This is a genomic window from uncultured Aquimarina sp. (assembly GCF_947500065.1).
Taxonomy (GTDB): Bacteria; Bacteroidota; Bacteroidia; order Flavobacteriales; family Flavobacteriaceae; genus Aquimarina.
On record NZ_CANMQT010000007.1, the window covers coordinates 75,676 to 96,284 of the forward strand.

Consider the following 20,609-nt stretch of genomic DNA (forward strand, 5'->3'; position numbering starts at 1 on the left):
AACATGTCTCATAGTTAGAATGAACAAAAAAGAAGGCTTTGAAAATATTTTCAAAGCCTTCTTGCTATATGATTGTATTGTTGTTTTGAATTAGAATATATTCATTGAAATATATAAACTGGAGCTAGTTAATTCGGAATCTGGTATTGCTGTACTTTTGGATATGTTTTTATTGGTATATTGTCTATAACCAACTTTAAAACGACCAGATCCAAAACCACCACCATAGAAATAATTGGTTGTGGTATTTTCTATTTCATTATCTGCAAAAACATTTGATTCTGTACCAATATTAAAATCTACCGTAAGTCCTCCTTCCAGGAATAACTCGAATTTTGAACTCAGGTAAATATGAAATCTAGGCCCAACAGCTACATTGATACTTTTATAATCCAACTCGAATTCACTGTTCGAAATAGCTAGATCCCGGCCATCCATTGTAAAAGCTTTGTAAGTAGATTCTAAAAAGAAACTTAAATCCACTTTAGAAAATGGTATAAAGGTTTCAATAAATAGCCCATATCTAGGAACAAAAACATCGTCATAACTTACATTACCAGCACTTCCTGCTATAGAGTTGTGGGTAAAACCACTTAGGTCCATTGCAGCAACAATACCAATTCTAGTTTGGTTAATCTTTTTACGGATGATGTATTCGATCTTATTCCCTTTACACTCATTATATTTTTTGAAATATCTTTTCAGATCCCCTTGTGTATACGTCAATCTGGATACATTCTGATTTTCGCAGTTTATTTTTTCTTGTAGCTGTTCTTGATAGGTGTTATTTTCTTGCGGAATGATCTTTTTTCCTGGTTTTTTGCTTTCATCAGGAGTGTAGAATACCTTATATATTAATAACTCTGGATATGCTGTGTTTTGGTCTGTGTAGAAAAAACGATGCACGTTATTTTCTGAGTATTGGTATAAAGTTGTTTTACTTTTTAGGATCGTTCTAAGAAATATTTTTTTGTATTTAAGATTTGGATCTTTTGATTTAGTGGATTTACCTACAGTATCTCCATTTAGATCAAATTGTAAGATATACCTTTTAAATCTATAATCTTCACCTACTGCAAACTCTTTAATGTCTTCGATGTTTTCAGTCTTAGGGCTAGAAGATATGGTTCGTTTCCATTCGAATTCTGTGGGATTACTTTTCCAGGAAAGTTTTTTGATTAAGCATTCTTTTCGTTTTCCGTTATTATCAATAAAGTATCCAGCTTCATAGATGCTCTGTGCGCTAATAGTAGACATAAAAAATATACCCACTATAAAACAAAATAATGATTTCATGAATTAGATGATCTGAGTTTGTGAAGCAGTAAATATAGCTTTTTTGTTAAAAATCAGATCATTTGATATGAAAATAATTTTTTTTGAAACCTGTAGAATTGAGTTTTAAAGATAAACAAAGAGATTGCTAACAACAGCAATCTCTTTTTAATTATTCCCCTATTTTTCAGAGCTACATATTAATTGCTCTTGAATATTTTAATTATCAGGAGATCCTGCACAGCACATTAGTCTTGGTCGTCCACCAATAAACACTAAACTACCTCCATACATGCATCCTTGAATATCATCACAGTTTGTGTGAAATGTACCTCCATTAACTGTTTTTTGTTCTTTTTTGTTTAACTCTTGAACCCCGTTTACATTTAAAATGTTTTTTAACATAATATATATATTAATTGTTTTGTTTCCTTGAACATTTAAAAGACACTCAAGGTATGTGTCTATTAGAATGTTCTTCGAAGTATAGATATGTTACTATGCGAAAATGGTTTTTTTTTGAAATTAATTTCAATTATTTGAAATTCAGTTAGTTGTTGATGGGTGTTTAGTAAGAGAATAGAAAAGAACAGATTGTTTTTTTGATAATTGTCAACCTACGTTATAATTATTTGATGTAAAAAAATATTATTATTTCCTATATATAAACATACTAAGCAATATTATAAGCAACAGAGCAATACCTATGAGTATAAAAATAGTATAGTCTGATGTTGGCAACAATGTCCCACTATCACCAATTAATACCAGCGACGCCCAATAATGCGGAGAAGCTTCTGCATCGGTATTATTGTTTAAGTACGTAAGTTTTGCGGCTCGTAACGCTGCTGATTTAGTTTGTCCTTCACTAAGGTTTTTATAAAAATCAGAAGTAATCGTGGCAGTTGCTTTATCATTGGTGCTCCACAACGATGGAATCACAGTATTGGCTCCGGATTTAAAAAAGCCACGAGCAAGACTTAATACACCTTCGCCTCGGCTAATTTTTCCTAGAGAAGTATTACAGGCACTTAAAACTACTAATTCCGCTTGGCTCTGTAGGGAGTTTAGCTCTAGGTCCGTCAATTTAGAATTACGAAAAGCAATCCAAGGTGCTATCGAATCAGAAGCGTCTGCATGCGTTGCTAGGTGCAGTATTTTATAGTTCTTTATCTCTTTGATAAAATTTTCTTTAGTGGCTTCCTTATCTAATAGCAAAGTTCCATCGTACAAATCATTTGCGTATGTGATCTCTTTTGTGCTATTTTTTAATGGTGTTAATTGATTAGTGAAATTGACGGGAGCAATCCCCAGAAAATCCTGATCAGCTTTTCTTACTATCGAAGCATTTTTTTCTTGAAACGTAAGTGAGAACGCATAATTAATTTCATTGTCTTCTATTAGATATCTATTTTTATCAATATCGGTTATTAATGCCTCAAAAGGAATCATACCCAACATATGATCCGGAATAATAGTAATTTTTTTGTCTTTTAGTGATGCTCTAATCTCTTTAGGGAATAAAGATTTGTATAAAGAATTTGAGATCATTTTATATGCATTGATATCTTCTTTAGTAGTAAAAGGTTTATGAAGTTGTTCTCTTAATGTTTTTATGTTATTTAAAAGTGTATCAATATTTTCCAGCTTAAAGATCTTATTTTCCTGGTCAGATAATAGCATTCCATATCCATAAGGAGTCGTATATCCGATCCTTTCTGCCATAGTATATTGAATAACTACTTCGTCTTTTTTAGCTTTGATTTGCGATAGCGATAATACATCCGGAATTTCCTTAGACAAAAAGTACTCTGGATAAAACTCTGCAATAGAATCGTGAAAACGCTGAAGTTCTTCCTTTTTGTCAAAAATCAATATCGATAAAGAATCTTGTTTTTGATCAGAAAGCCCTTGTTTTTGTTCTCCAAGAGAGGCGATCTTGCTTTTAAATGCCAATTCTTTTTCTAAAATAGTTGTTGGTAGCTCATCTTTACTTCTATTAAGATCTTGCATGAGTAGCAATGCCTTGTTTTTTTCCATTAGATAAAAAGCTTTGTCTAATAGGTTGCCCTGATAACAAGCTTCTAAGCCTATGATATAAACTTCTGAAGCAAGATCCCGCCATCGAAGTTTTGTTTTGTAAGAAGCATCTGATGTCAGCATTATTTCAATTAATTTATCAGCAGTTTCTAAGGTTTTTAATGCTTGTAGATATGATTTCTGATTATTAATATCAATTCCTTGATCCAAATGGGTTTTAATTTTTGTTTTTAAAATCCTTAGAAGTAATGACTTTTTTTCTACCCTAGTGAGTTGTTCTTTGGTTGGCTGCCAACCAATGTTGGGTTTTTGTTCATTAAAAAAACCTGCAATAGATTCCTGATATAAGTTTATAGCTTTATCATATTTACTTTCTTTATAGGCAAGCTTTCCATAGCCAAAATAGATGGATTTTAATAATTCAGGTCTATTTTCTACCAATGCTAATGATTTATCAAAATATTCTTTGGCAATTACCATATCCAACTCGATATATGCTAAACCTAAATTATAGTAAGAAGAGCATAGGTAGTAATCACTTTTTATCTCTTTGGCTATTTGAACTGCTTCTTTATAATATGATATGGCTGTTATAAGGTTTTTAGTTTCACCATTTTTGATATAGTCAATGTCACCGTTTTCGTGATACTCAACACCTATATTCAATTTAATCAAGTATTTGTCTTTTTTATCAGAGTTTTGAATTCTTTTTATAATTGAATCTGCTAAGAGTAAGTGTCGTACAACTTGTTTCCCAGTTTTCATTTGGCCCATACTTCTATATGAAAAGGCCAATTTAATATGGTTTTTTATTATTTTTTGTTGATCTTTTAATGGGTCTAAATACTGAAACACCTTTAAACGGTTTTCGACAGCATTATAAGGATCTTGTAGTTTGTGATAGCTGTTAGCTAAATAATTATAGGCTCTTATATTTAGGGACTTTTTTTTGAAGGGAACTGCTTTTTTAAAGGCCTTGGTAGCATCTTGATAATTTTCATATTTATAAAAGATGTATCCTAGGTTAATATAGCTGTTTTTTAAGAGTTCTTTGTCAAAAGGGATGGCTTTCTTTTTGGCATCAATGGCAAGCTGAGCATAGAAGAGGGTACTTTTTTTATTCTTTTTTTTGTAATGCCATTTTGCTAATTCATGGGCATCTGTACCTAATTGAGTATAGTCGTTTTTATTTTTATAGTTGTCAAAAAGCTGCGTGTATAGTCGTTTTTTGATAGTATCATTTTCTGAACTTATTAGAATTGAATCTAATACCGGAGACATTTTCTGTCCGTAAAGGTGTAGGTTTAATGAAAAGTAAAGTACATAAAACAAGAAAGGGAAATACATTCCCTTTCTTACTTTGTTAAAATAATACATTTTATTCATATTCCTTAGAGTTGACCGTGTAAAGGAACATCTGCGCAAGTTTCATAATAACCATTTTTGGCTATCAGTGAATATTTTATAGTAGGAAAACCATCATCATCATCATCATCCATTTCCGCTACAGCATCAGTAGCATTATTTTCTTTATCATTTTTAATAATGATCCCGTATAATTCATTACAAGGCACTCTCCATTCATCTACCTCATAACAACCATCTTCAAAAAGTACTAAGATTGAACTAAACATGTTCTCTCTTGCCCAAGTATGAAAATCATCTCTGTCTTGCTGAGTCCAATCTACTGGATAACGTACAAAAAAATTACAATGTGGGGTGAAATTAAACTTAGAGAGGTTTTCTTCTTGGGTTTGTTGTACTTCTTCTTCAAGTACATTTTCTTCTGTTGAGCAGCTTTGCATTCCAATTACAAAAACTGCCGCTACTAATAGTAACGCGATTTTTTTCATTTTTAAAATGTTTTTTGTTTTCATTATTTATTAGTATGTTTCCCTAACCTAATAAATGTTACCACGCGAAAGTAAAAAAAAAATAAACTTGTATTTTTTTCCTACACAACTCATCTTACTTTTTTAAATAAAAAGAATCCAATTAAAAGTATCAGAACACCTAATCCAATCCATAAAAATAATAGGTTGTTAGCTTGCGGTAACAATGTTCCACTATCCCCAATCAGTACTAGTGAAGCCCAGTAATGCGGAGACGCTTCTGCATCGCTATTATTGTTCAGGTAATTAAGTTTTGCAGCTCGTAAAGCTGTTGATTTAGTTTGTCCTTCACTAAGATTTTTATAAAAATCAGAAGTAATCGTAGCCGTAGCTTTATCATTAGTACTCCATAAGGATGGAATCACGGTATGTGCTCCAGATTTAAAAAATCCACGAGCAAGACTCAATATCCCTTCACCTCTGCTAATTTCACCTAAGGAGGTATTACAAGCACTTAAAACTACTAATTCCGCTTGGCTCTGTAGGGAGTTTAGCTCTAGATCTGTTAATTTAGAATTACGAAAAGCAATCCAAGGTGCTATCGAATCAGAAGCGTCTGCATGCGTTGCTAGGTGCAGTATTTTATAGTTCTTTATCTCTTTGATAAAATTTTCTTTAGTGGCTTCCTGATCTAATAGCAAAGTTCCATCGTACAAATCATTTGCGTATGTGATCTCTTTTGTGCTATTTTTTAATGGTGTTAATTGATTAGTGAAATTGACGGGAGCAATCCCCAGAAAATCCTGATCAGCTTTTCTTACTATCGAAGCATTTTTTTCTTGAAACGTAAGTGAGAATGCATAATTAATCTCATTGTCTTCTATCAGATACCTATTTTTATCAATATCGGTTATTAATGCCTCAAAAGGAATCATACCTAACACATGATCAGGAATGATAGTAATTTTTTTACCCTTTAGTGATGCTCTAATCTCTTTTGGGAATAAGGCTTTGAAAATTTTGTTTGCCGTTTCTCTATACGCTGTAATGTTGCTGGATGTTTTAAAAGGCTGATCGAGCAATTCTCTAAGCTCAGTAATATCAGCTAGCAGCTCTTTGATATTTTCTATTTTAAAGAGTTCTTGTTTATTATCGGTTAACACCATAACATAGGCATGAGGTAACTCACCAATATTTCGTTCCGCCATCATATATTGGATAATAATTTTATTTTTAGGCACTTTTATCTCTGATAATTTTAAGATTTCAGGAATCTTTTTAGTAGAAAAATATTGAGGAAATTCTGTGCTGACCGAATCTTTAAAATGAGTAAAATTTTCTTTTCTTTTTTTAATAAGACTTGATAAAGAATCTTTTTCAGCATTTGTTGCGATGAGTATTTCGTTTTGGAGCTTCTCTATAGTATCTTCATAGTTTATCTTGGTAGATAATAGATTTGTTGGTAGAGATGTAATTCTATCATTAATATCGTGCATTAATAAAACAGCTTTACTTTTTTCCATTAGATAAAAAGCATCTCTCAGGTTATTTGTTTGATAACAAGCCTCTAAACCCATAATATTGAATACGGACTCGGCATCTCTTCCTAATAATTTCTTTCCGTAAGAAAAATTCTCGATGGTTATATAATTTATTAAAGAATCTCCCAATTTTACGGTACTTAATATGGATTCATAGATTTCAGGATTTTTATCAAGAGCTACTTGTTTTAGATAATCTGCGATTCTAAAATAGAATAACTCTAAAATATCTTCTTTTTCATTAGATAGTTGTAAGTCTTTAGCTTTTGGGATCCATAATGTATCTGTATCACTATGGTTTAAAATGTCGGACAGCGATTTTTGATAGTATTCTTGAGCTATGGTATAATTTTCTTTTTTTGATTCTAAAAAAGCTAGACCTAAATAGGAAGCTGCTCGTAAGTGTTTAATATTTTCTGTAAATTTTAATGAAGTAAAAAAGCTTTCTTCGGATTCTTTAAAATTGTTAAGTTTCAAATTAGCAATCCCAATATTAATATAACAAGCCCCAATATGTGAATTTTTATTTATGCTTTTTGCATAACCTAACGTTTTTTTATAGTAGAAGAGTGCTTTTTTATGGTCATTAAGAAAATCATTACTGTACAATACCCCAAGGTCAAGGTTTATTTCAAATAAGTATTTTAGTGATGGTTTGGTTTGTGTTTTAATTAAAGAATCAGCAATTAGTACATGTTCTAATGCTTTATCGTTGCTTTGGGCTGTTTTTTGACTGCTATAAGCCAAAGAAATCTCTATGTGGTTTTTAATAATTCTAGATTTGTCTTTTTCTATATCATAGAATTCAAAAGCTTTAGAAAAATAATTTACAGCTTTATGCGGATCTTCTAGTTTATGATAAAGATCACCAAGTCGAGTGTAAGACACACCATTAAAGGTTATGTTTTCTTTTACATTAAGCATTTTTTTGTATGCCTGTATAGCACCATAGTAATCTTTTTTTACGTTGTAATAGTTCCCTAAATTAAGGTAGCTTCTTTTTAGTAATTCGGGATTAAAAGGATTTGCTTTTTTTCGGGCTTGGATACCAGTTTTAAGAACTTCTATCGTTTTATCTAGCTTTTGTTCTCTAGATAACCACTTTGCTAATTGATGTGCATCGGATCCTAACTGAGTATAGTTCTTTACTATTTTGTAATGATCAAACAGAGAATCATATAGGTGAATATTACTGTAGTCATTTTCATTAAGATTATGTATAGAATCTAACGTACCAGATATTTGTTGCCCTCTACAAACGGTGCAACAAAATAGTGTAAAAACAAAAAAATGAGGAAACCTTTTGTATGGCTTCCTCATTTTTTGCGTTATATAATTAATATTAATAGTTAGACGCATAAATATAATTGTTGTGAAGGTTTTAATTTGGATTGTCCTGTAATATTAATATGTCTCCGTCTTCTCTTAGTATATTTAAACCACTTCTAGGTGGAACTTCTGAACAATTCCAATAAACGTTAGGATTACTTCCTTCTTGCCCAAATTCATCATCCGATACCTCAGTTTTATCAATATTTTCAGCATCTACTGTGCCAGATTGACCTTGAGGGTAATCACCGCAAGTGTAGCATCTTATGAACCATTCATCCACATAGTCACATCCGTTGTCTAATATCACATAAAAGTCATCAAAAACTGTTGGGCCTACTACCGTTGCTAGATGCAATCGAGAATGATAAGGAGCCCCTTCTGGAAAGCGTACAAATACTCTTCTGTAAATTGCTTCTCCTGGACCTGGAATTTTACTGAAGCTTTTGGAGCTAAAATGAATAGTATTTTCAGGAATACCGTTTTTTTCTTTAATAGCACTTTCTATAAGCACATTTTCTTCGCTGAATACATCTTCTTCTGTTGAGCAGCTTTGCATTCCAATTACAAAAACTGCAGTTACTACTAGTAACGTGATTTTTTTCATTCTTAAATCTTTTTTTGTTTTATTATTTATTAGTATGTTCCCCTAACCTAATAAATGTTACCAGGCAAAAGTAAAAAAAAATAAATAGTTAAAGATATCTTAATGCAGATAACTGATAATGATCAATTAAAACAACTTGTTACTGGAGATAAAAAAGTGATACAGGATTTGTATATAAAGGGGTTTCCGAAAATAAGAAGTTTTGTTCTTAATAATAAAGGAAATGAGGCAGATGCAGAGGACGTCTTTCAGAAAGCTTTGGTTCAATTAATTGCAAGGTATAGAACAAAAGAATTTGTGATTGAAAGTACTTTAGAAGGATATTTCTATACAGTTTGTAAAAATTTATGGAGGAGAGAGCTAAATAAACAAAAAAGGATAGTAACAAATGATGCCATTATTGAACGTGCTAAAGAAGCCGAAGACATGACCATGGCCACATTAGAACAAGAAAAATGGGAATTGTTTCAGGAAAAATTAGAACAATTATCTGATAATTGTAAGCAATTATTACAATTATTTTTTCAGAAAATACCTTATAAAGATATTGTGGATAAACTAGGATATAATAGTGATAATGTGGTGAGACAGCGTATTTTTAATTGTAAATCGCAATTGACTAAATTGATTAAAAAGGATTCTAGATATAACCAAATCAAAGAATTATGAAAGACTATCCGATAGAAATTGACGATTATCTGAGTGGCACCATGTCAACATCAGAAAAAGAAGTATTCGAAGAAAAACTTCGCACAGACACTGAACTCGCCAAAGAGCTGAAGTTACAGAGAGATATGCTAGCTGTTTATGATGATCAGGAATGGTTAGAAGGAGATAAAGAGATATTAAAAACGGATAAAGCCACACAACTGAAATCTTTTTATGAAAGTGATGAGGCTGCCAGTTTAAAGTCTACTATTAATGAAGTGATCTCCGAAAACAGATCCAACTCGCAGAACAAAACGTTTTGGTTTATAGGTGTTGCTGCATCTATTGCGGTTTTAATATCTGTTTCATTATTTGTATTTAAGGATACTAATTATGATGAGTTATATGCCTCCTATGTGCATATTGATGAGATTCCTTCTTTAGTGACCAGAGGAGAAGATGCTAATAAAATATTAGAAAAAGCGCAATTGTTATTTGAGGATAAAAAGTATCAAAAGGCGACAGAATCTTTTGCAGCATATCATAAAAAAGAAACAGCTATAGATCCTTTAAGTTATATCTACAATGGGATTGCCTATACAGAACTTAATAAATTTGATGAAGCGCTAGCACAGTTTGAACTTTTAGGGAATTCCAATACATTACAATCCAAAAAAACGAATTGGTATAAAGCTCTAGTGTTTTTAAAACAAAAGAGGAAACGTAAACTCAAAGATGTCTTGCAAACAATTTTATCAGATACCAGTAATTATAAATATAAGGAAGCACAAGAACTACTAGGGAAAATTGATTGATGGTATAAGGTTTTGCTTTAGGATCGTGTGTTAAATTCTGTAATAAGGTTGATTTAATAAAATTACTTCCTTTCGACACAAAATTCTTACAGAATTTCACTCAAGGTGACGTAATTTTTAACTAAAAACCGAATCTTGACATCATCTTTCTTCAGTCACCTCGAGCGTAGTCGAGAGGCCACCAAATAAGAATTATTCGATTTGATGGTTTTTAATAGTTAGAATCCTCATACCTAACCGAGTTTAATCAATAAACAATCCTGTGTTTTTATTTACTAAACATTAAGCAATTACCTATCTTTGCAGCTTAAAATTTAACAAGCTTAAAATACGCAGTTATGCAAGACGGATTATACGCAAAATTTAATACAACAAAGGGTAGTATTCTAGTGAATCTAGAGTATAAGAAAACTCCGGGAACAGTGGGGAACTTTGTAGGTTTAGCAGAAGGAAATATGGAGAATAAGGCAGTTCCTCAGGGAAAGCCTTATTATGATGGATTAAAATTTCATAGAGTTATTCCTGATTTTATGATTCAGGGAGGAGATCCTCAAGGTTCAGGTGCTGGTGGACCAGGATATCAATTTGATGATGAGATTCATCCAGATCTTACACATGATGGACCAGGAGTGTTATCTATGGCCAACGCAGGACCAGGAACTAACGGAAGTCAGTTTTTTATTACGCATGTAGAAACAGCTTGGTTAGATGGGAAGCATACTGTTTTTGGTAAAGTTGTAGAAGGACTAGATGTTGTAAATGCAGTTGCGCAAGGAGATACTATTGATTCTTTAGAGATCATCAGAGTAGGAGCAGAAGCAGAAAGTTTTAATGGAGTAGAGACTTTTAGACAATTTAATGGAGCTAAAGCAGAAAGAGAAGAAGCATCAAAGAAAGCAGCAGATCAATTACTAGAGGAATTGGCAGCTGGATTTGATAAAACTGATAGCGGTTTACGTTATAAAATAATTCAAAAAGGTGATGGTGCACAGGCAGAAAAAGGAAAAACCGTTTCTGTTCATTATAAAGGAAGTTTAACAGATGGTACTGTTTTCGATTCTTCTTATAAGCGTAACCAACCGATTGATTTTCCATTAGGAATGGGGCAAGTAATCCCAGGATGGGATGAAGGTATTGCTTTATTACAGACAGGAGATAAAGCACGTTTTGTGATTCCACCATCTTTAGGATATGGAGCACACGGTGCAGGTGGTGTAATTCCTCCAAATGCTACATTGGTTTTTGATGTAGAATTAGTAGAAGTGAAATAAGCCATTTTTAGGTATATAATAAGAAACCTCTGAAAGAAATTTCGGAGGTTTTTTTGTGGTTTCGAAAATTTTGATATATTGCCTTAAGGTTTTGTTAACACTTATCAACACTCTTAAAACATTGATTTGTTTTTTGAAATTTATAAGTTTTAACGAAAAGAGTACGCTTTTCCATCTATAATTTAGATATTTACACCCCCTATTGAGATTTAAAGCCAATAAAGAAACCCCGTTTTTTGACAGTTATGAAGTGGATACTGCTAGTTTTTTTAACATTTTGTTGTGTAAATTTTTCTTTTTCTCAGGAAAATGACGCAATAATGATGGCTATCAAAGATCAGATAGAAATCATTGATAGTTATATAGAATCTGATGTGTTTTCATTAGATCCGGAAGAGTTCCTAGATCAAATTGCCGATCATGGAGCAGAACTTAATGGATATTATGAACATGAACGTTTAAAGAAGATCATAAGAAAAATAGGTATGCCTAATGCTATGGTAACTACTGTGTTTTATTTTTGGAATGATCAGTTGATTCACGTAAATTACAAGCAACGCCAGTATATGGAGCGGAGAAATGAAGAGGGTAATATTGTGATGGATTATTCTAATGCGTTTACTAAATATGAATCAAAGCACTTTTTTGATAAAGGAAAAGAGATTGATAAAGAGGTAATGGGTCAAGCAGTTACTAATATTGAACCAGAAGATACTTTTGTGACCTATAGTTTACGAATGAAGTCTCTATTAGATGATAAGTTTAAAAATAGAGGTACTTATGATGCGCTTCAGGGAAAATGGGTAAATGTTCAATTTCCCGATGAACATATGATTTTTGAAGAAACCATACGATTTAATTTCCGGGACGGGAAATTTTTAAAAAGGTTAAAAGTCAAAATTAAAGATGACATTATGTATTGCTCATCTCCTAAAGATAAATATGTTTATAGATACAAAATCGAATCACTCAATTCGCATGAGTTAGTGGTTAAAGATATGCAGGATGCATCTTCAAGTTTAGTTTTGTACAAAAAAATGGAATAACTTATATAAATCATGAAGTTTCAATATCCTATAGGGAAATTCGAATGCCCTAGCACTATTACTGCAAAACATATTTCTAACTGGATAAAAGATATTGAAGAGTTGCCAGCAAAAATATCTGAACTTGTTTCGGGTTTTACGGAAGAACAACTAGAAACTCCATACAGATCAGGAGGATGGACGGCAAGACAGGTTATTCATCATATTCATGACAGTCATCATAATGGGTATATTCGCTTTAAATGGGCACTTACAGAAGATACTCCAGTAATTAAAGCATATTATGAAGATCGATGGGCTGAGTTGTTTGACACAAAATCTGCTCCAATTCAGCTGTCCTTAGATTTGATTAAAGCACTTCATGCCAAATGGGTGTATTTCTTAAAAGGGTTATCAGATAGCGATCTAGAAAAAGCCTTTGTGCATCCTGAGGATAATTCGGTTATTTCTTTAGCAGAAGATATTGGTATATATGCCTGGCATGGAAACCATCATTTAGCACATCTACAGATAGTGGCAACAGCTACAAAATAGGTAGTATCATTCGTTGCATTTCTCTATAACCATCTTTTAGTCCAGAATAATCAAGACTGTAATAAGAAATAGTCTTAAATCCCAACTTTTTATAAAATTGAAGTGCTGGACTTGTAGTCATAACATCAAGCCAAATAACTTTTTTATTCAATTCTTGAGCAAGATTTTTTGTAAAATCCATAGCTAGCGTACCTATACCTAATCCAGTAGCTTCAGCAAGAAGATATATTTTTTCAAGTTGAAGCGCTTCGATTTGCGTGTATCCGACTAATTCTTGATGCTTTCTTAGTTTTAGTAATCCGAGTGTCTTTTCAGATCTTTGGATCAAAAAATAAATAATGTTTTCAGTGTCAATGTCTTTTTTAAAAGCAGCTGCAGTAAAACTTAAATTCACATAAAAACTGGTGTCTCCATTTTCCCATATGTGTGAGTAGTGTTCAGGATAGAATTGTTGACTTACTTTTACTAAAGTTTCAATATCGTTTTCTGAACATCTATGGAATTCAATTTCAAAAGCCATATGCTACTCTTTCCACTTAATATTGCAACCTATACTTGGTTTTTGTGGTTCAATAACTTTAGAGTTTTTAAGAACGGCATCTAATGCTTGGCGAAGATCACGACCATTTACCGGGATCCCATTTCCAGGACGGGAATCATCTAATTGTCCGCGATAAATAAGTTTTAATTCGGCATCAAAAAGATAAAAATCTGGTGTGCAAGCGGCATCATATGCTTTGGCTACGTCCTGCGTCTCATCGAACAAATATGGGAATGTATAATTATTTTTCCGAGCTGTTTTCCACATATGTTTAGGACCGTCTTGCGGATAGTTTTCAATATCATTACTGCTAATAGCTACAAAACCAAATCCTTGAACACGATAATCGTTTGCTGTTCTTACAATCTCTTCATTTACATGAATAACAAACGGACAATGATTGCAGATGAACATTACTACAGTACCTTTTTCGCCTTTAATATCCTTTAAAGAAATCTTATTATCGGTAATTGCATCTACCAAGGTGAAATCGGGAGCGGTTGTACCAAGAGGTAACATATTTGAAGGAGTACGAGCCATAATGTTTAATTTTTTAGGTTTTCGAAATTACAATTTTATACTTTATGAGTCTAAAAATTGTTATCTTAGTTACATTAAAATCCAATAGATATGAAAACTTTAGAGACCTGGTTTCAAGAATATGCAGTGAGTCATCAAAACAAAACAAATATTGCAATTCATTTCATATGTGTACCTGCAATATTTTTTTCTGTTGTAGGTTTGATTATGAGTATTCCCAGCGGATTTTTAGCTTCAATTATACCTGGTGAAAATCCTTTTATAGAAAATTGGGCATTTGTAGTTGCCTTACTTATTCTTTTGTTTTATGTTAGATTATCTGTTAAAATGGCATTGCAGATATTAGTTTTTGTTGCTTTTTGCATTATCGCTAATTATTATATTAGTCAATATGCACCATTATGGATGGTGTCTCTTATTATTTTTGTAGTTGCTTGGATAGGGCAATTTTATGGACATCACCTAGAAGGAAAGAAACCTTCTGCAGCACAGGATTTGCAATTTTTATTAATTGGACCTGCTTGGGTAATCCAAAAAATGTTTGGAAAGAAGTAATCTGAAATGAGCCATAATATAGGTAGATACCAGCTAATAATATCAGTGGCTAATTCCATCTGAGATCTAAGAATAATAAAAAAAAACAGATGAAATTACAGGATTGGAAAAATTCGGGTTCCTATTATTTATATAAAAATTATCAGATCTTCTATAGGGAAGAAGGAGCAGGAGTACCGCTGATTCTTATTCATGGATTTCCAACATCTTCTTGGGATTGGAATAAGGTATGGGATGTGCTTGTTAAAAAATATAGTGTGTATGCTATTGATATGTTAGGGTATGGGTTTTCTTCTAAACCTACTGATTTTAGATATACAATTGCCTCTCAGGTAGATTTGTGGGAAGCTTTTTTAAAGGAAAAAGGGATTACTACTTTTCATATTCTGGCACATGATTATGGAGATACTGTGGTTCAGGAAATGCTAGCTAGGTTAAGAGAAAATTTTGAATATGAATTCAAGATTCAATCTGTTTGCTTTCTGAACGGAGGAATGTTTCCAGAAACCAATTTCCCTACATTTACTCAAAGAATGTTACTAACTCCTTTTGGTACTATTCTGAAACATTTTATGGGAAGAAATACGCTGGCAAAGAACTTTAAAAAAATATTTGGAAAGGATACACAGGCAAGTGAACAAGAAATAGATGAGTTTTGGGAAACTATAGCTTATAACTCTGGTAAAAATGTAATTCCAAAACTTATTAAATATCTAACAGAAAGAGATACTTATAAGATTAGATGGCGAGAGGCAATACAGTATACTGATGTGCCAAAACGACTTATTGATGGAGCGGTTGATCCAATTTCTGGAAGACATATGGCAGAGTTCTATCAAGAAATTGTACCTGATGCGGATGTAGTGATATTAGATGCCATAGGGCATTATCCTCAAACGGAAGCACCGCAAGAAGTACTAGATCATTATACTGAATTTAGGAAGCAGTTGTAACGTTTTGAAACTTGTTTTTTTTGAACAAACTAAATGGATTTTTTAACTTCCTCAAACCTCAAACCTCAAACCTCAAACCTCAAACCTCAAACCTCAAACTACATTTCATCACTAAAGAAAATGGCATTCATTAATAACTTGTTGGTTCCATACCAGAAAGCTCTAAAATTAGTGTTATCCGTAAATAAAATTGCATTTCCCCTTCCTAGACTATGATGTTTAAAAGGCACAGTACCTGATAAAGAGTCTAAATTCTTTTTACTAATATAACCACTTAAAAGAGGTGATTTTGTGTATTGAATAGGATTGTTGTAACTCTGTTTATCTGCTTTGATGAATAATGTTGTATTTCTAAATAAAGAGATTTTATCGTTTTTATATCCGAAATTGATAGGATGTGATCTGTCTACTTTAGCCTGAAAAATAGCCCCACCAATCACTTGAGCTCCAAAGAAATCTCTTCTTTGTTCGAATGAAATTTGCTTAGCATCATTTTCCGGTTTGGCAAATTCGATTTTCATCAGTTCGTTGTTTTTAAAGAACTGTGCGGCATTTCTATATCCAATCAACGTACCACCATTTCGGATCCAGGCTTTTATTTTATCTATAACCTTCTTGTCTAATGTTTGGTTCCAGCTATTCGGTAAAATGATATGCGTGTATCTAGACAGGTTTCTTCTCTCTAGATAATCTGTGTTTAGTTTTGTAATAGGAATGTTGTATCGTTGATCCATAAGGTGCCATACTTCACCAGCATCATATGGGGTAATCCCACTACCTGTTAGTAAGGCGATTTTCGGCAATGATAAAGCCCGGAACTGGTTGCTTCCGAGATCAATTCCTAGGGTTAACCCAGTAGATACTCCAGTAATGTTTACATGGTTTTCTGAAGCAAGTTTTTGTAAAAACGAATGTATTTCTTCTGAGTTTAATTTCTGATTTTGAATTGGAAGCATAATAGTTCCGTAATCATAATTTTGATTCTCTACAGAAAATGGTTTCATTCCTACTTTAGCTCTCAGTCCTTTTTTTAGAATTTTATATAAAACAGCAGGTGTATAATACTCATGCCATTCCATTAGGTATGCATAGTTACTTTTATTAATAGCTTTTGGGGTGTTCTGTTTTAACTCAGTAATTTCTTTTCCTTTATCCGCAGTGGTCGATTTTTCTGAATAATCTAGATTAAAAGCTAAAGGAAATGTCCAAGCGGAGACATCATAAAATAAACTATCCTGAAAACTAGTTCTTTTTTCGAACATGGCTTTAATCAAACGGCTTTGCTTTTGATTTTTTGGAACCACATAGCTATATCCTTTTTTGAATTTTTTACCATCTGAAGTAATATTATTTTTTAAATCATAAAACTTAATTTGGTGACGTTTTAAAATTTCTGCTAAATGGTATGTGGAAGCAGCGTCTTTTTCATTACCAAAAACATAAGCTCCACTTTCTGCTTCTTTTCTGGCATTGGAGTAGAAATTATTTTGATATTGTAAGAGTTCTGTACGCATTGATTTTGCAGCTTCTAGCGTAGAAAGTGCCGCAGTAAATTGATTTCGTATGGTAAAAGGGAATGTTAGTATTCCATTATCTGTTTGTTGCGCATGTCCGCGAGAACTTCCTTGTTCAAACAGAATTCCAATACCTCCATTAATATCTGGAAATGTAGAGCCTTTTCCATAATAGAAATCATCAAAATTTTCTTCAGTGAAATATAAGGACCCTATTTTGTTAAATGCATCGGCGTGGTAATTGGCTATTTTTTTTGTTAGCTCTTGATTTAACTTTGGTGTGAGAGGATGTGTTCGAGACTGTATTCCTGGCTGAAAGAAAAAACTGCTATTAGAACCCATTTCATGATGATCAGTAAGAATGTTTGGATACCATTTATGAAAAGTATTGATTCTGGCTCTTGATTCTGGTAATTGTACAGGTAGCCAATCACGATTCATATCAAACCAATAGTGGTTTGTTCTTCCTCCAGGCCACACTTCGCTATATTCGCGATCCTGAGGATCAGTACTTATGTTTTTGCTTTTATTGGTGTTTGCCCAATATGCAAAACGTTGTAATCCATCAGGATTAAACGAAGGATCAAATAAAATCACAACATTGTCCAGAAGCTCATCAATTTCGTTTCCTTGTCCTGCGGCCAGATAATATGCGGCTAGTAAACTGGCATTAGATCCGCTAGGTTCATTACCATGGATAGAAAACCCTTGATACACTACGGCAGGCATGGATGCTATATCTGTTGTGCTTGCAGTAGCTTCTGTTAGTTGAATATGTTGGTTTCGGATTTCATCCAGATTTTGATGATTTTTTTCTGAAGTGATTGTCAATAGAATAATTGGACGATCTTCAAAAGTTGTCCCGCGATCCTCTAATGTGATACGAGGTGAAGCTTCTGCTAAAGCTTTCATATATTCTACTAGTTTATCATGTGTAACGTGCCATTTTCCGGGAACAAACCCTAAAACACTTTGCGGTGTCGGAATTTCAGGGTTATAGGACACTCCTTTTGGTAAATAATAATCCAGTGATAGGTTTTCTTGTGAAAAGGAAGAAATGAATAGTAAAGATAAGATAATAGTAAAGAAGTGCTTCATTTTAGATAGTTTGTGCGATTGTTGAGTCTATATTCACCGAAAATAAAAAAAACCGCTTCAGAGATTGAAGCGGTTTGCATAAGTTTAACATAAGTTGCTATGTCTTATATGTCATCGAAGCTTACATCTGTAAAGCTTTCTGTAGAAGCAGTAACTTCTTCATTAGCTGTTGTAGATTCTTCGGTATTTTGTTCGTAAGATTTCTGATAATCTTTTTGATGTCTTTCGCTTATAACCTCTTCACCCTTTTCGTTAACGATAAAATCAGTCATTTCGCTTAGTATTTCACTAAATCCAACAAAATCCTCTTTGTATAAATAGATTTTATGTTTTTTATAGTGAAAAGATCCATCATCATTTGTGAATTTTTTACTCTCTGTAATAGTAAGATAGTAATCTCCAGCTTTTGTTGATCTTACATCAAAGAAATATGTTCTTCTTCCTGCCCTTAAAACTTTTGAGAAAATCTCCTCTTTCTCCAACATTTCATGATCACTCATAATCCTTATTTCTTAATTAATTAGTCTGTTACGATGGAATCAAAAATCTAAAAAAATTGTTAATCGTACAACAAAATATCAAATTTCTTTTTCGCTTAGTTGTTTTAAATAAAGTTCTTTGTAGTACCCATCGGCGTCTAATAGTTGATTATGAGTGCCTTGTTGGATGATTTCCCCTTCTTCTAAAACAATTATTTTATCAGCATTTCTTGCAGTAGAAACTCGATGACTAACGATGAAAGTAGTCTTGTTTTTGGAAATTCTATTAAGATTGTTGAGTATTTCTTCTTCAGTTTCTGTATCTACGGCAGATAAACAGTCATCAAAAAGAAGAATAGAAGGGTCTTTAATGATTGCTCTTGCAATAGAAACACGTTGTTTTTGTCCTCCAGATAATGTAATCCCTCTTTCGCCTAAAACGGTATCATATCCTTTGCTAAATCCTTCGATGTTCTTGTGAACAGCAGCATTTTTTGCAGCTTCCAATACTTCGGTTTCTGTGGCGTTCGTTTTACCAAATTTTATATTATTTCTTATCGAGTCGCTAAACAAAAAAGCATCTTGTGGCACATACCCAATGGATTCTCTAAGATTTATTAAGTTTAACTGTCTGATAGGTGTTCCGTCTACTCTGATTTCACCATTAGAAACATCATATAATCTTCCTAATAGATCTAAAATAGTAGATTTACCTGAACCAGTCTTTCCAATAATAGCAATTGTCTGGCCAGAATTAATTTCAAAACTTATCTTTTTTAGAGCCGTAATATTGGTGTCATCATATGTAAAAGAAACATTGTCAAAGGTAACGTTTCCGATTATTGGTGTTTGATCGGTAATGGTATTTGTTATTTCGGGTTCTTGGCTTAAGAATTCGTTAATCCTAACTTGTGAAGCCTCTGCTTGTTGTATAATAGAGGTTACCCATCCTACAGTAGCAACAGGCCAGGTAAGCATATTTACAAAAATGATGAATTCTACAATAACACCAAGATCCTGAATCGTGCCATTAATATATTGTCTACCTCCAATATAGATTACCATAATATTACTAATCCCAATAAGCAACACCATCAAAGGAAAAAATAACGCTTGTACTTTTACCAAATCAATGTTTTTTTCTTTACTGGTATTGGATAAGTTTGTAAAGTTTTTTAAAGTTTGGGGTTCTATTCCATAAGCTTTGATAACAGATATACCGCTAAATGATTCTTGGGTGAATGTCGTTAGTTTAGATAAAAATTGCTGAACGACCGTACTTCTTTTATGTATGGCAACACTTAGCTTATAAATAGAAACAGAAAGAATCGGTAGCGGAGCAACAGTGTACAAGGTTAATTGTGGTGCAATACTAATCATGTATCCTATTACTAAAACAAATAACGTAATGGTGGTTACACTATACATAATAGCAGGACCAACATACATTCTTACTTTAGATACATCTTCACTGATACGACTCATCAAATCACCAGTTCTGTTCTTTTTATAGAAATTGAGAGATAATATCTGATAATGTTTAAAGACTTCATTTTTTAGATCAAATTCAATAAATCGCGATACCACTATAAAGGTCTGCCGCATTAAGAAAGTAAAGAAACCTGCTAAAAGAGCAGAACCAAGAAGAAATAGAAGATTGATAAGTAGATTTCTTTTTAAGTAACTATAATCTGTAATTTCTCCATCAATATATTGACGAATAAGATCAATACTATCGCCAATAAATGTGGGAACTGCAATAGCAAAAACTCTTGCAATTATTGTAATAACTAAACCAATGATAAGGCGATATTTATATTTTAGGAAATACTTGTCTAAATGGCGTAATGCACGCATAAGGGATTGATTTTTAGAAGCTCAATTATTAACAAATTCTTAAAATTTAACAACGAAAAACTTTAAATTCGTAAAAATACATTATTTTAGCGCTTCAATTTTGACTATTATTCAATATATAACATTTTAAAATT

General features: G+C 32.6%; 18 protein-coding genes. 7 read left to right on the plus strand and 11 right to left on the minus strand.

The window, feature by feature from the left end; genetic code table 11:
• Window positions 1-90: 90 nt before the first annotated feature.
• From Q0975_RS19345 to Q0975_RS19370, 6 genes are all read right to left on the minus strand, one after another.
• The gene (locus Q0975_RS19345) at window positions 91-1,296 is read right to left on the minus strand and encodes a hypothetical protein (protein WP_299439691.1); all 1,206 of its coding nucleotides are present in this window, start codon (window positions 1,294-1,296) and stop codon (window positions 91-93) included.
• A 198-nt stretch (window positions 1,297-1,494) separates the two neighbouring features.
• Entirely contained in the window at window positions 1,495-1,680 is a 186-nt protein-coding gene (locus Q0975_RS19350) for a hypothetical protein (RefSeq protein ID WP_299439693.1), read from the minus strand.
• Between the two features lie 246 nt (window positions 1,681-1,926).
• Window positions 1,927-4,701, minus strand: a complete 2,775-nt coding sequence (locus Q0975_RS19355) for a CHAT domain-containing tetratricopeptide repeat protein (RefSeq protein ID WP_299439695.1) — start codon at window positions 4,699-4,701, stop codon at window positions 1,927-1,929.
• Window positions 4,702-4,706: 5 nt separating this feature from the next.
• The gene (locus Q0975_RS19360; RefSeq protein WP_299439697.1) at window positions 4,707-5,168 is read right to left on the minus strand and encodes a hypothetical protein; all 462 of its coding nucleotides are present in this window, start codon (window positions 5,166-5,168) and stop codon (window positions 4,707-4,709) included.
• A gap of 110 nt (window positions 5,169-5,278) precedes the next feature.
• On the minus strand, window positions 5,279-8,008 hold the full coding sequence (locus tag Q0975_RS19365; protein WP_299439699.1) for a CHAT domain-containing tetratricopeptide repeat protein: 2,730 nt from the start codon (window positions 8,006-8,008) through the stop codon (window positions 5,279-5,281).
• Window positions 8,009-8,069: 61 nt separating this feature from the next.
• Window positions 8,070-8,624: a hypothetical protein gene (locus Q0975_RS19370; RefSeq protein WP_299439701.1), complete on the minus strand. Its 555-nt coding sequence runs from the start codon at window positions 8,622-8,624 to the stop codon at window positions 8,070-8,072.
• Window positions 8,625-8,726: 102 nt separating this feature from the next.
• On the opposite strand from Q0975_RS19370, the gene Q0975_RS19375 reads away from it, so the two are divergent.
• The 5 genes from Q0975_RS19375 to Q0975_RS19395 all read left to right on the plus strand — a co-directional run bounded on the left by Q0975_RS19375 (window position 8,727) and on the right by Q0975_RS19395 (window position 12,938).
• Complete coding sequence (locus Q0975_RS19375) at window positions 8,727-9,293, plus strand: sigma-70 family RNA polymerase sigma factor (protein WP_299439703.1); 567 nt, start codon at window positions 8,727-8,729, stop codon at window positions 9,291-9,293.
• Complete coding sequence (locus Q0975_RS19380) at window positions 9,290-10,087, plus strand: hypothetical protein (protein ID WP_299439705.1); 798 nt, start codon at window positions 9,290-9,292, stop codon at window positions 10,085-10,087. Before Q0975_RS19375 ends, Q0975_RS19380 begins: the two co-directional genes overlap by 4 nt.
• Before the next feature lie 338 nt (window positions 10,088-10,425).
• A complete protein-coding gene (locus tag Q0975_RS19385; protein WP_299439707.1) occupies window positions 10,426-11,358 on the plus strand; it encodes a peptidylprolyl isomerase in 933 nt (310 codons plus the stop codon).
• Between the two features lie 320 nt (window positions 11,359-11,678).
• Window positions 11,679-12,404: a hypothetical protein gene (locus tag Q0975_RS19390; RefSeq protein WP_299439709.1), complete on the plus strand. Its 726-nt coding sequence runs from the start codon at window positions 11,679-11,681 to the stop codon at window positions 12,402-12,404.
• Window positions 12,405-12,416: 12 nt separating this feature from the next.
• A complete protein-coding gene (locus Q0975_RS19395) occupies window positions 12,417-12,938 on the plus strand; it encodes a YfiT family bacillithiol transferase (RefSeq protein WP_299439711.1) in 522 nt (173 codons plus the stop codon).
• On the opposite strand, the gene Q0975_RS19400 is transcribed toward Q0975_RS19395, so the two are convergent.
• The gene (locus Q0975_RS19400; RefSeq protein ID WP_299439712.1) at window positions 12,928-13,458 is read right to left on the minus strand and encodes a GNAT family N-acetyltransferase; all 531 of its coding nucleotides are present in this window, start codon (window positions 13,456-13,458) and stop codon (window positions 12,928-12,930) included. The genes Q0975_RS19395 and Q0975_RS19400 overlap by 11 nt on opposite strands.
• A gap of 3 nt (window positions 13,459-13,461) precedes the next feature.
• The gene (locus Q0975_RS19405; RefSeq protein ID WP_299439714.1) at window positions 13,462-14,019 is read right to left on the minus strand and encodes a thioredoxin family protein; all 558 of its coding nucleotides are present in this window, start codon (window positions 14,017-14,019) and stop codon (window positions 13,462-13,464) included.
• Between the two features lie 90 nt (window positions 14,020-14,109).
• Between Q0975_RS19405 and Q0975_RS19410 the strand changes: the two genes are divergently transcribed.
• Both Q0975_RS19410 and Q0975_RS19415 read left to right on the plus strand, forming a co-directional pair.
• Window positions 14,110-14,574, plus strand: a complete 465-nt coding sequence (locus Q0975_RS19410; protein WP_118389687.1) for an Mpo1-like protein — start codon at window positions 14,110-14,112, stop codon at window positions 14,572-14,574.
• A gap of 89 nt (window positions 14,575-14,663) precedes the next feature.
• Entirely contained in the window at window positions 14,664-15,527 is an 864-nt protein-coding gene (locus Q0975_RS19415) for an alpha/beta hydrolase (RefSeq protein WP_299439717.1), read from the plus strand.
• A gap of 98 nt (window positions 15,528-15,625) precedes the next feature.
• Here Q0975_RS19415 and Q0975_RS19420 read toward each other — a convergent pair whose 3' ends face one another.
• From Q0975_RS19420 to Q0975_RS19430, 3 genes are all read right to left on the minus strand, one after another.
• Window positions 15,626-18,139, minus strand: coding sequence for a M14 family metallopeptidase (locus Q0975_RS19420; protein ID WP_299439718.1), 2,514 nt, complete (start codon window positions 18,137-18,139; stop codon window positions 15,626-15,628).
• Window positions 18,140-18,243: 104 nt separating this feature from the next.
• On the minus strand, window positions 18,244-18,639 hold the full coding sequence (locus tag Q0975_RS19425; RefSeq protein ID WP_299439720.1) for a PUR family DNA/RNA-binding protein: 396 nt from the start codon (window positions 18,637-18,639) through the stop codon (window positions 18,244-18,246).
• Between the two features lie 78 nt (window positions 18,640-18,717).
• The gene (locus Q0975_RS19430; RefSeq protein ID WP_299439722.1) at window positions 18,718-20,475 is read right to left on the minus strand and encodes an ABC transporter ATP-binding protein; all 1,758 of its coding nucleotides are present in this window, start codon (window positions 20,473-20,475) and stop codon (window positions 18,718-18,720) included.
• Window positions 20,476-20,609 lie beyond the last annotated feature (134 nt).

Excerpts from the sequence above, each read along its gene's own strand:
- Q0975_RS19345 (WP_299439691.1), bottom strand. The coding sequence starts at position 1,296 with ATGAAATCATTATTTTGTTTTATAGTGGGTATATTTTTTATGTCTACT.
- Q0975_RS19350 (WP_299439693.1), bottom strand. The coding sequence starts at position 1,680 with ATGTTAAAAAACATTTTAAATGTAAACGGGGTTCAAGAGTTAAACAAA.
- Q0975_RS19355 (WP_299439695.1), bottom strand. The coding sequence starts at position 4,701 with ATGAATAAAATGTATTATTTTAACAAAGTAAGAAAGGGAATGTATTTC.
- Q0975_RS19360 (WP_299439697.1), bottom strand. The coding sequence starts at position 5,168 with ATGAAAAAAATCGCGTTACTATTAGTAGCGGCAGTTTTTGTAATTGGA.
- Q0975_RS19365 (WP_299439699.1), bottom strand. The coding sequence starts at position 8,008 with ATGAGGAAGCCATACAAAAGGTTTCCTCATTTTTTTGTTTTTACACTA.
- Q0975_RS19370 (WP_299439701.1), bottom strand. The coding sequence starts at position 8,624 with ATGAAAAAAATCACGTTACTAGTAGTAACTGCAGTTTTTGTAATTGGA.
- Q0975_RS19375 (WP_299439703.1), top strand. The coding sequence starts at position 8,727 with ATGCAGATAACTGATAATGATCAATTAAAACAACTTGTTACTGGAGAT.
- Q0975_RS19380 (WP_299439705.1), top strand. The coding sequence starts at position 9,290 with ATGAAAGACTATCCGATAGAAATTGACGATTATCTGAGTGGCACCATG.
- Q0975_RS19385 (WP_299439707.1), top strand. The coding sequence starts at position 10,426 with ATGCAAGACGGATTATACGCAAAATTTAATACAACAAAGGGTAGTATT.
- Q0975_RS19390 (WP_299439709.1), top strand. The coding sequence starts at position 11,679 with ATGATGGCTATCAAAGATCAGATAGAAATCATTGATAGTTATATAGAA.
- Q0975_RS19395 (WP_299439711.1), top strand. The coding sequence starts at position 12,417 with ATGAAGTTTCAATATCCTATAGGGAAATTCGAATGCCCTAGCACTATT.
- Q0975_RS19400 (WP_299439712.1), bottom strand. The coding sequence starts at position 13,458 with ATGGCTTTTGAAATTGAATTCCATAGATGTTCAGAAAACGATATTGAA.
- Q0975_RS19405 (WP_299439714.1), bottom strand. The coding sequence starts at position 14,019 with ATGGCTCGTACTCCTTCAAATATGTTACCTCTTGGTACAACCGCTCCC.
- Q0975_RS19410 (WP_118389687.1), top strand. The coding sequence starts at position 14,110 with ATGAAAACTTTAGAGACCTGGTTTCAAGAATATGCAGTGAGTCATCAA.
- Q0975_RS19415 (WP_299439717.1), top strand. The coding sequence starts at position 14,664 with ATGAAATTACAGGATTGGAAAAATTCGGGTTCCTATTATTTATATAAA.
- Q0975_RS19420 (WP_299439718.1), bottom strand. The coding sequence starts at position 18,139 with ATGAAGCACTTCTTTACTATTATCTTATCTTTACTATTCATTTCTTCC.
- Q0975_RS19425 (WP_299439720.1), bottom strand. The coding sequence starts at position 18,639 with ATGAGTGATCATGAAATGTTGGAGAAAGAGGAGATTTTCTCAAAAGTT.
- Q0975_RS19430 (WP_299439722.1), bottom strand. The coding sequence starts at position 20,475 with ATGCGTGCATTACGCCATTTAGACAAGTATTTCCTAAAATATAAATAT.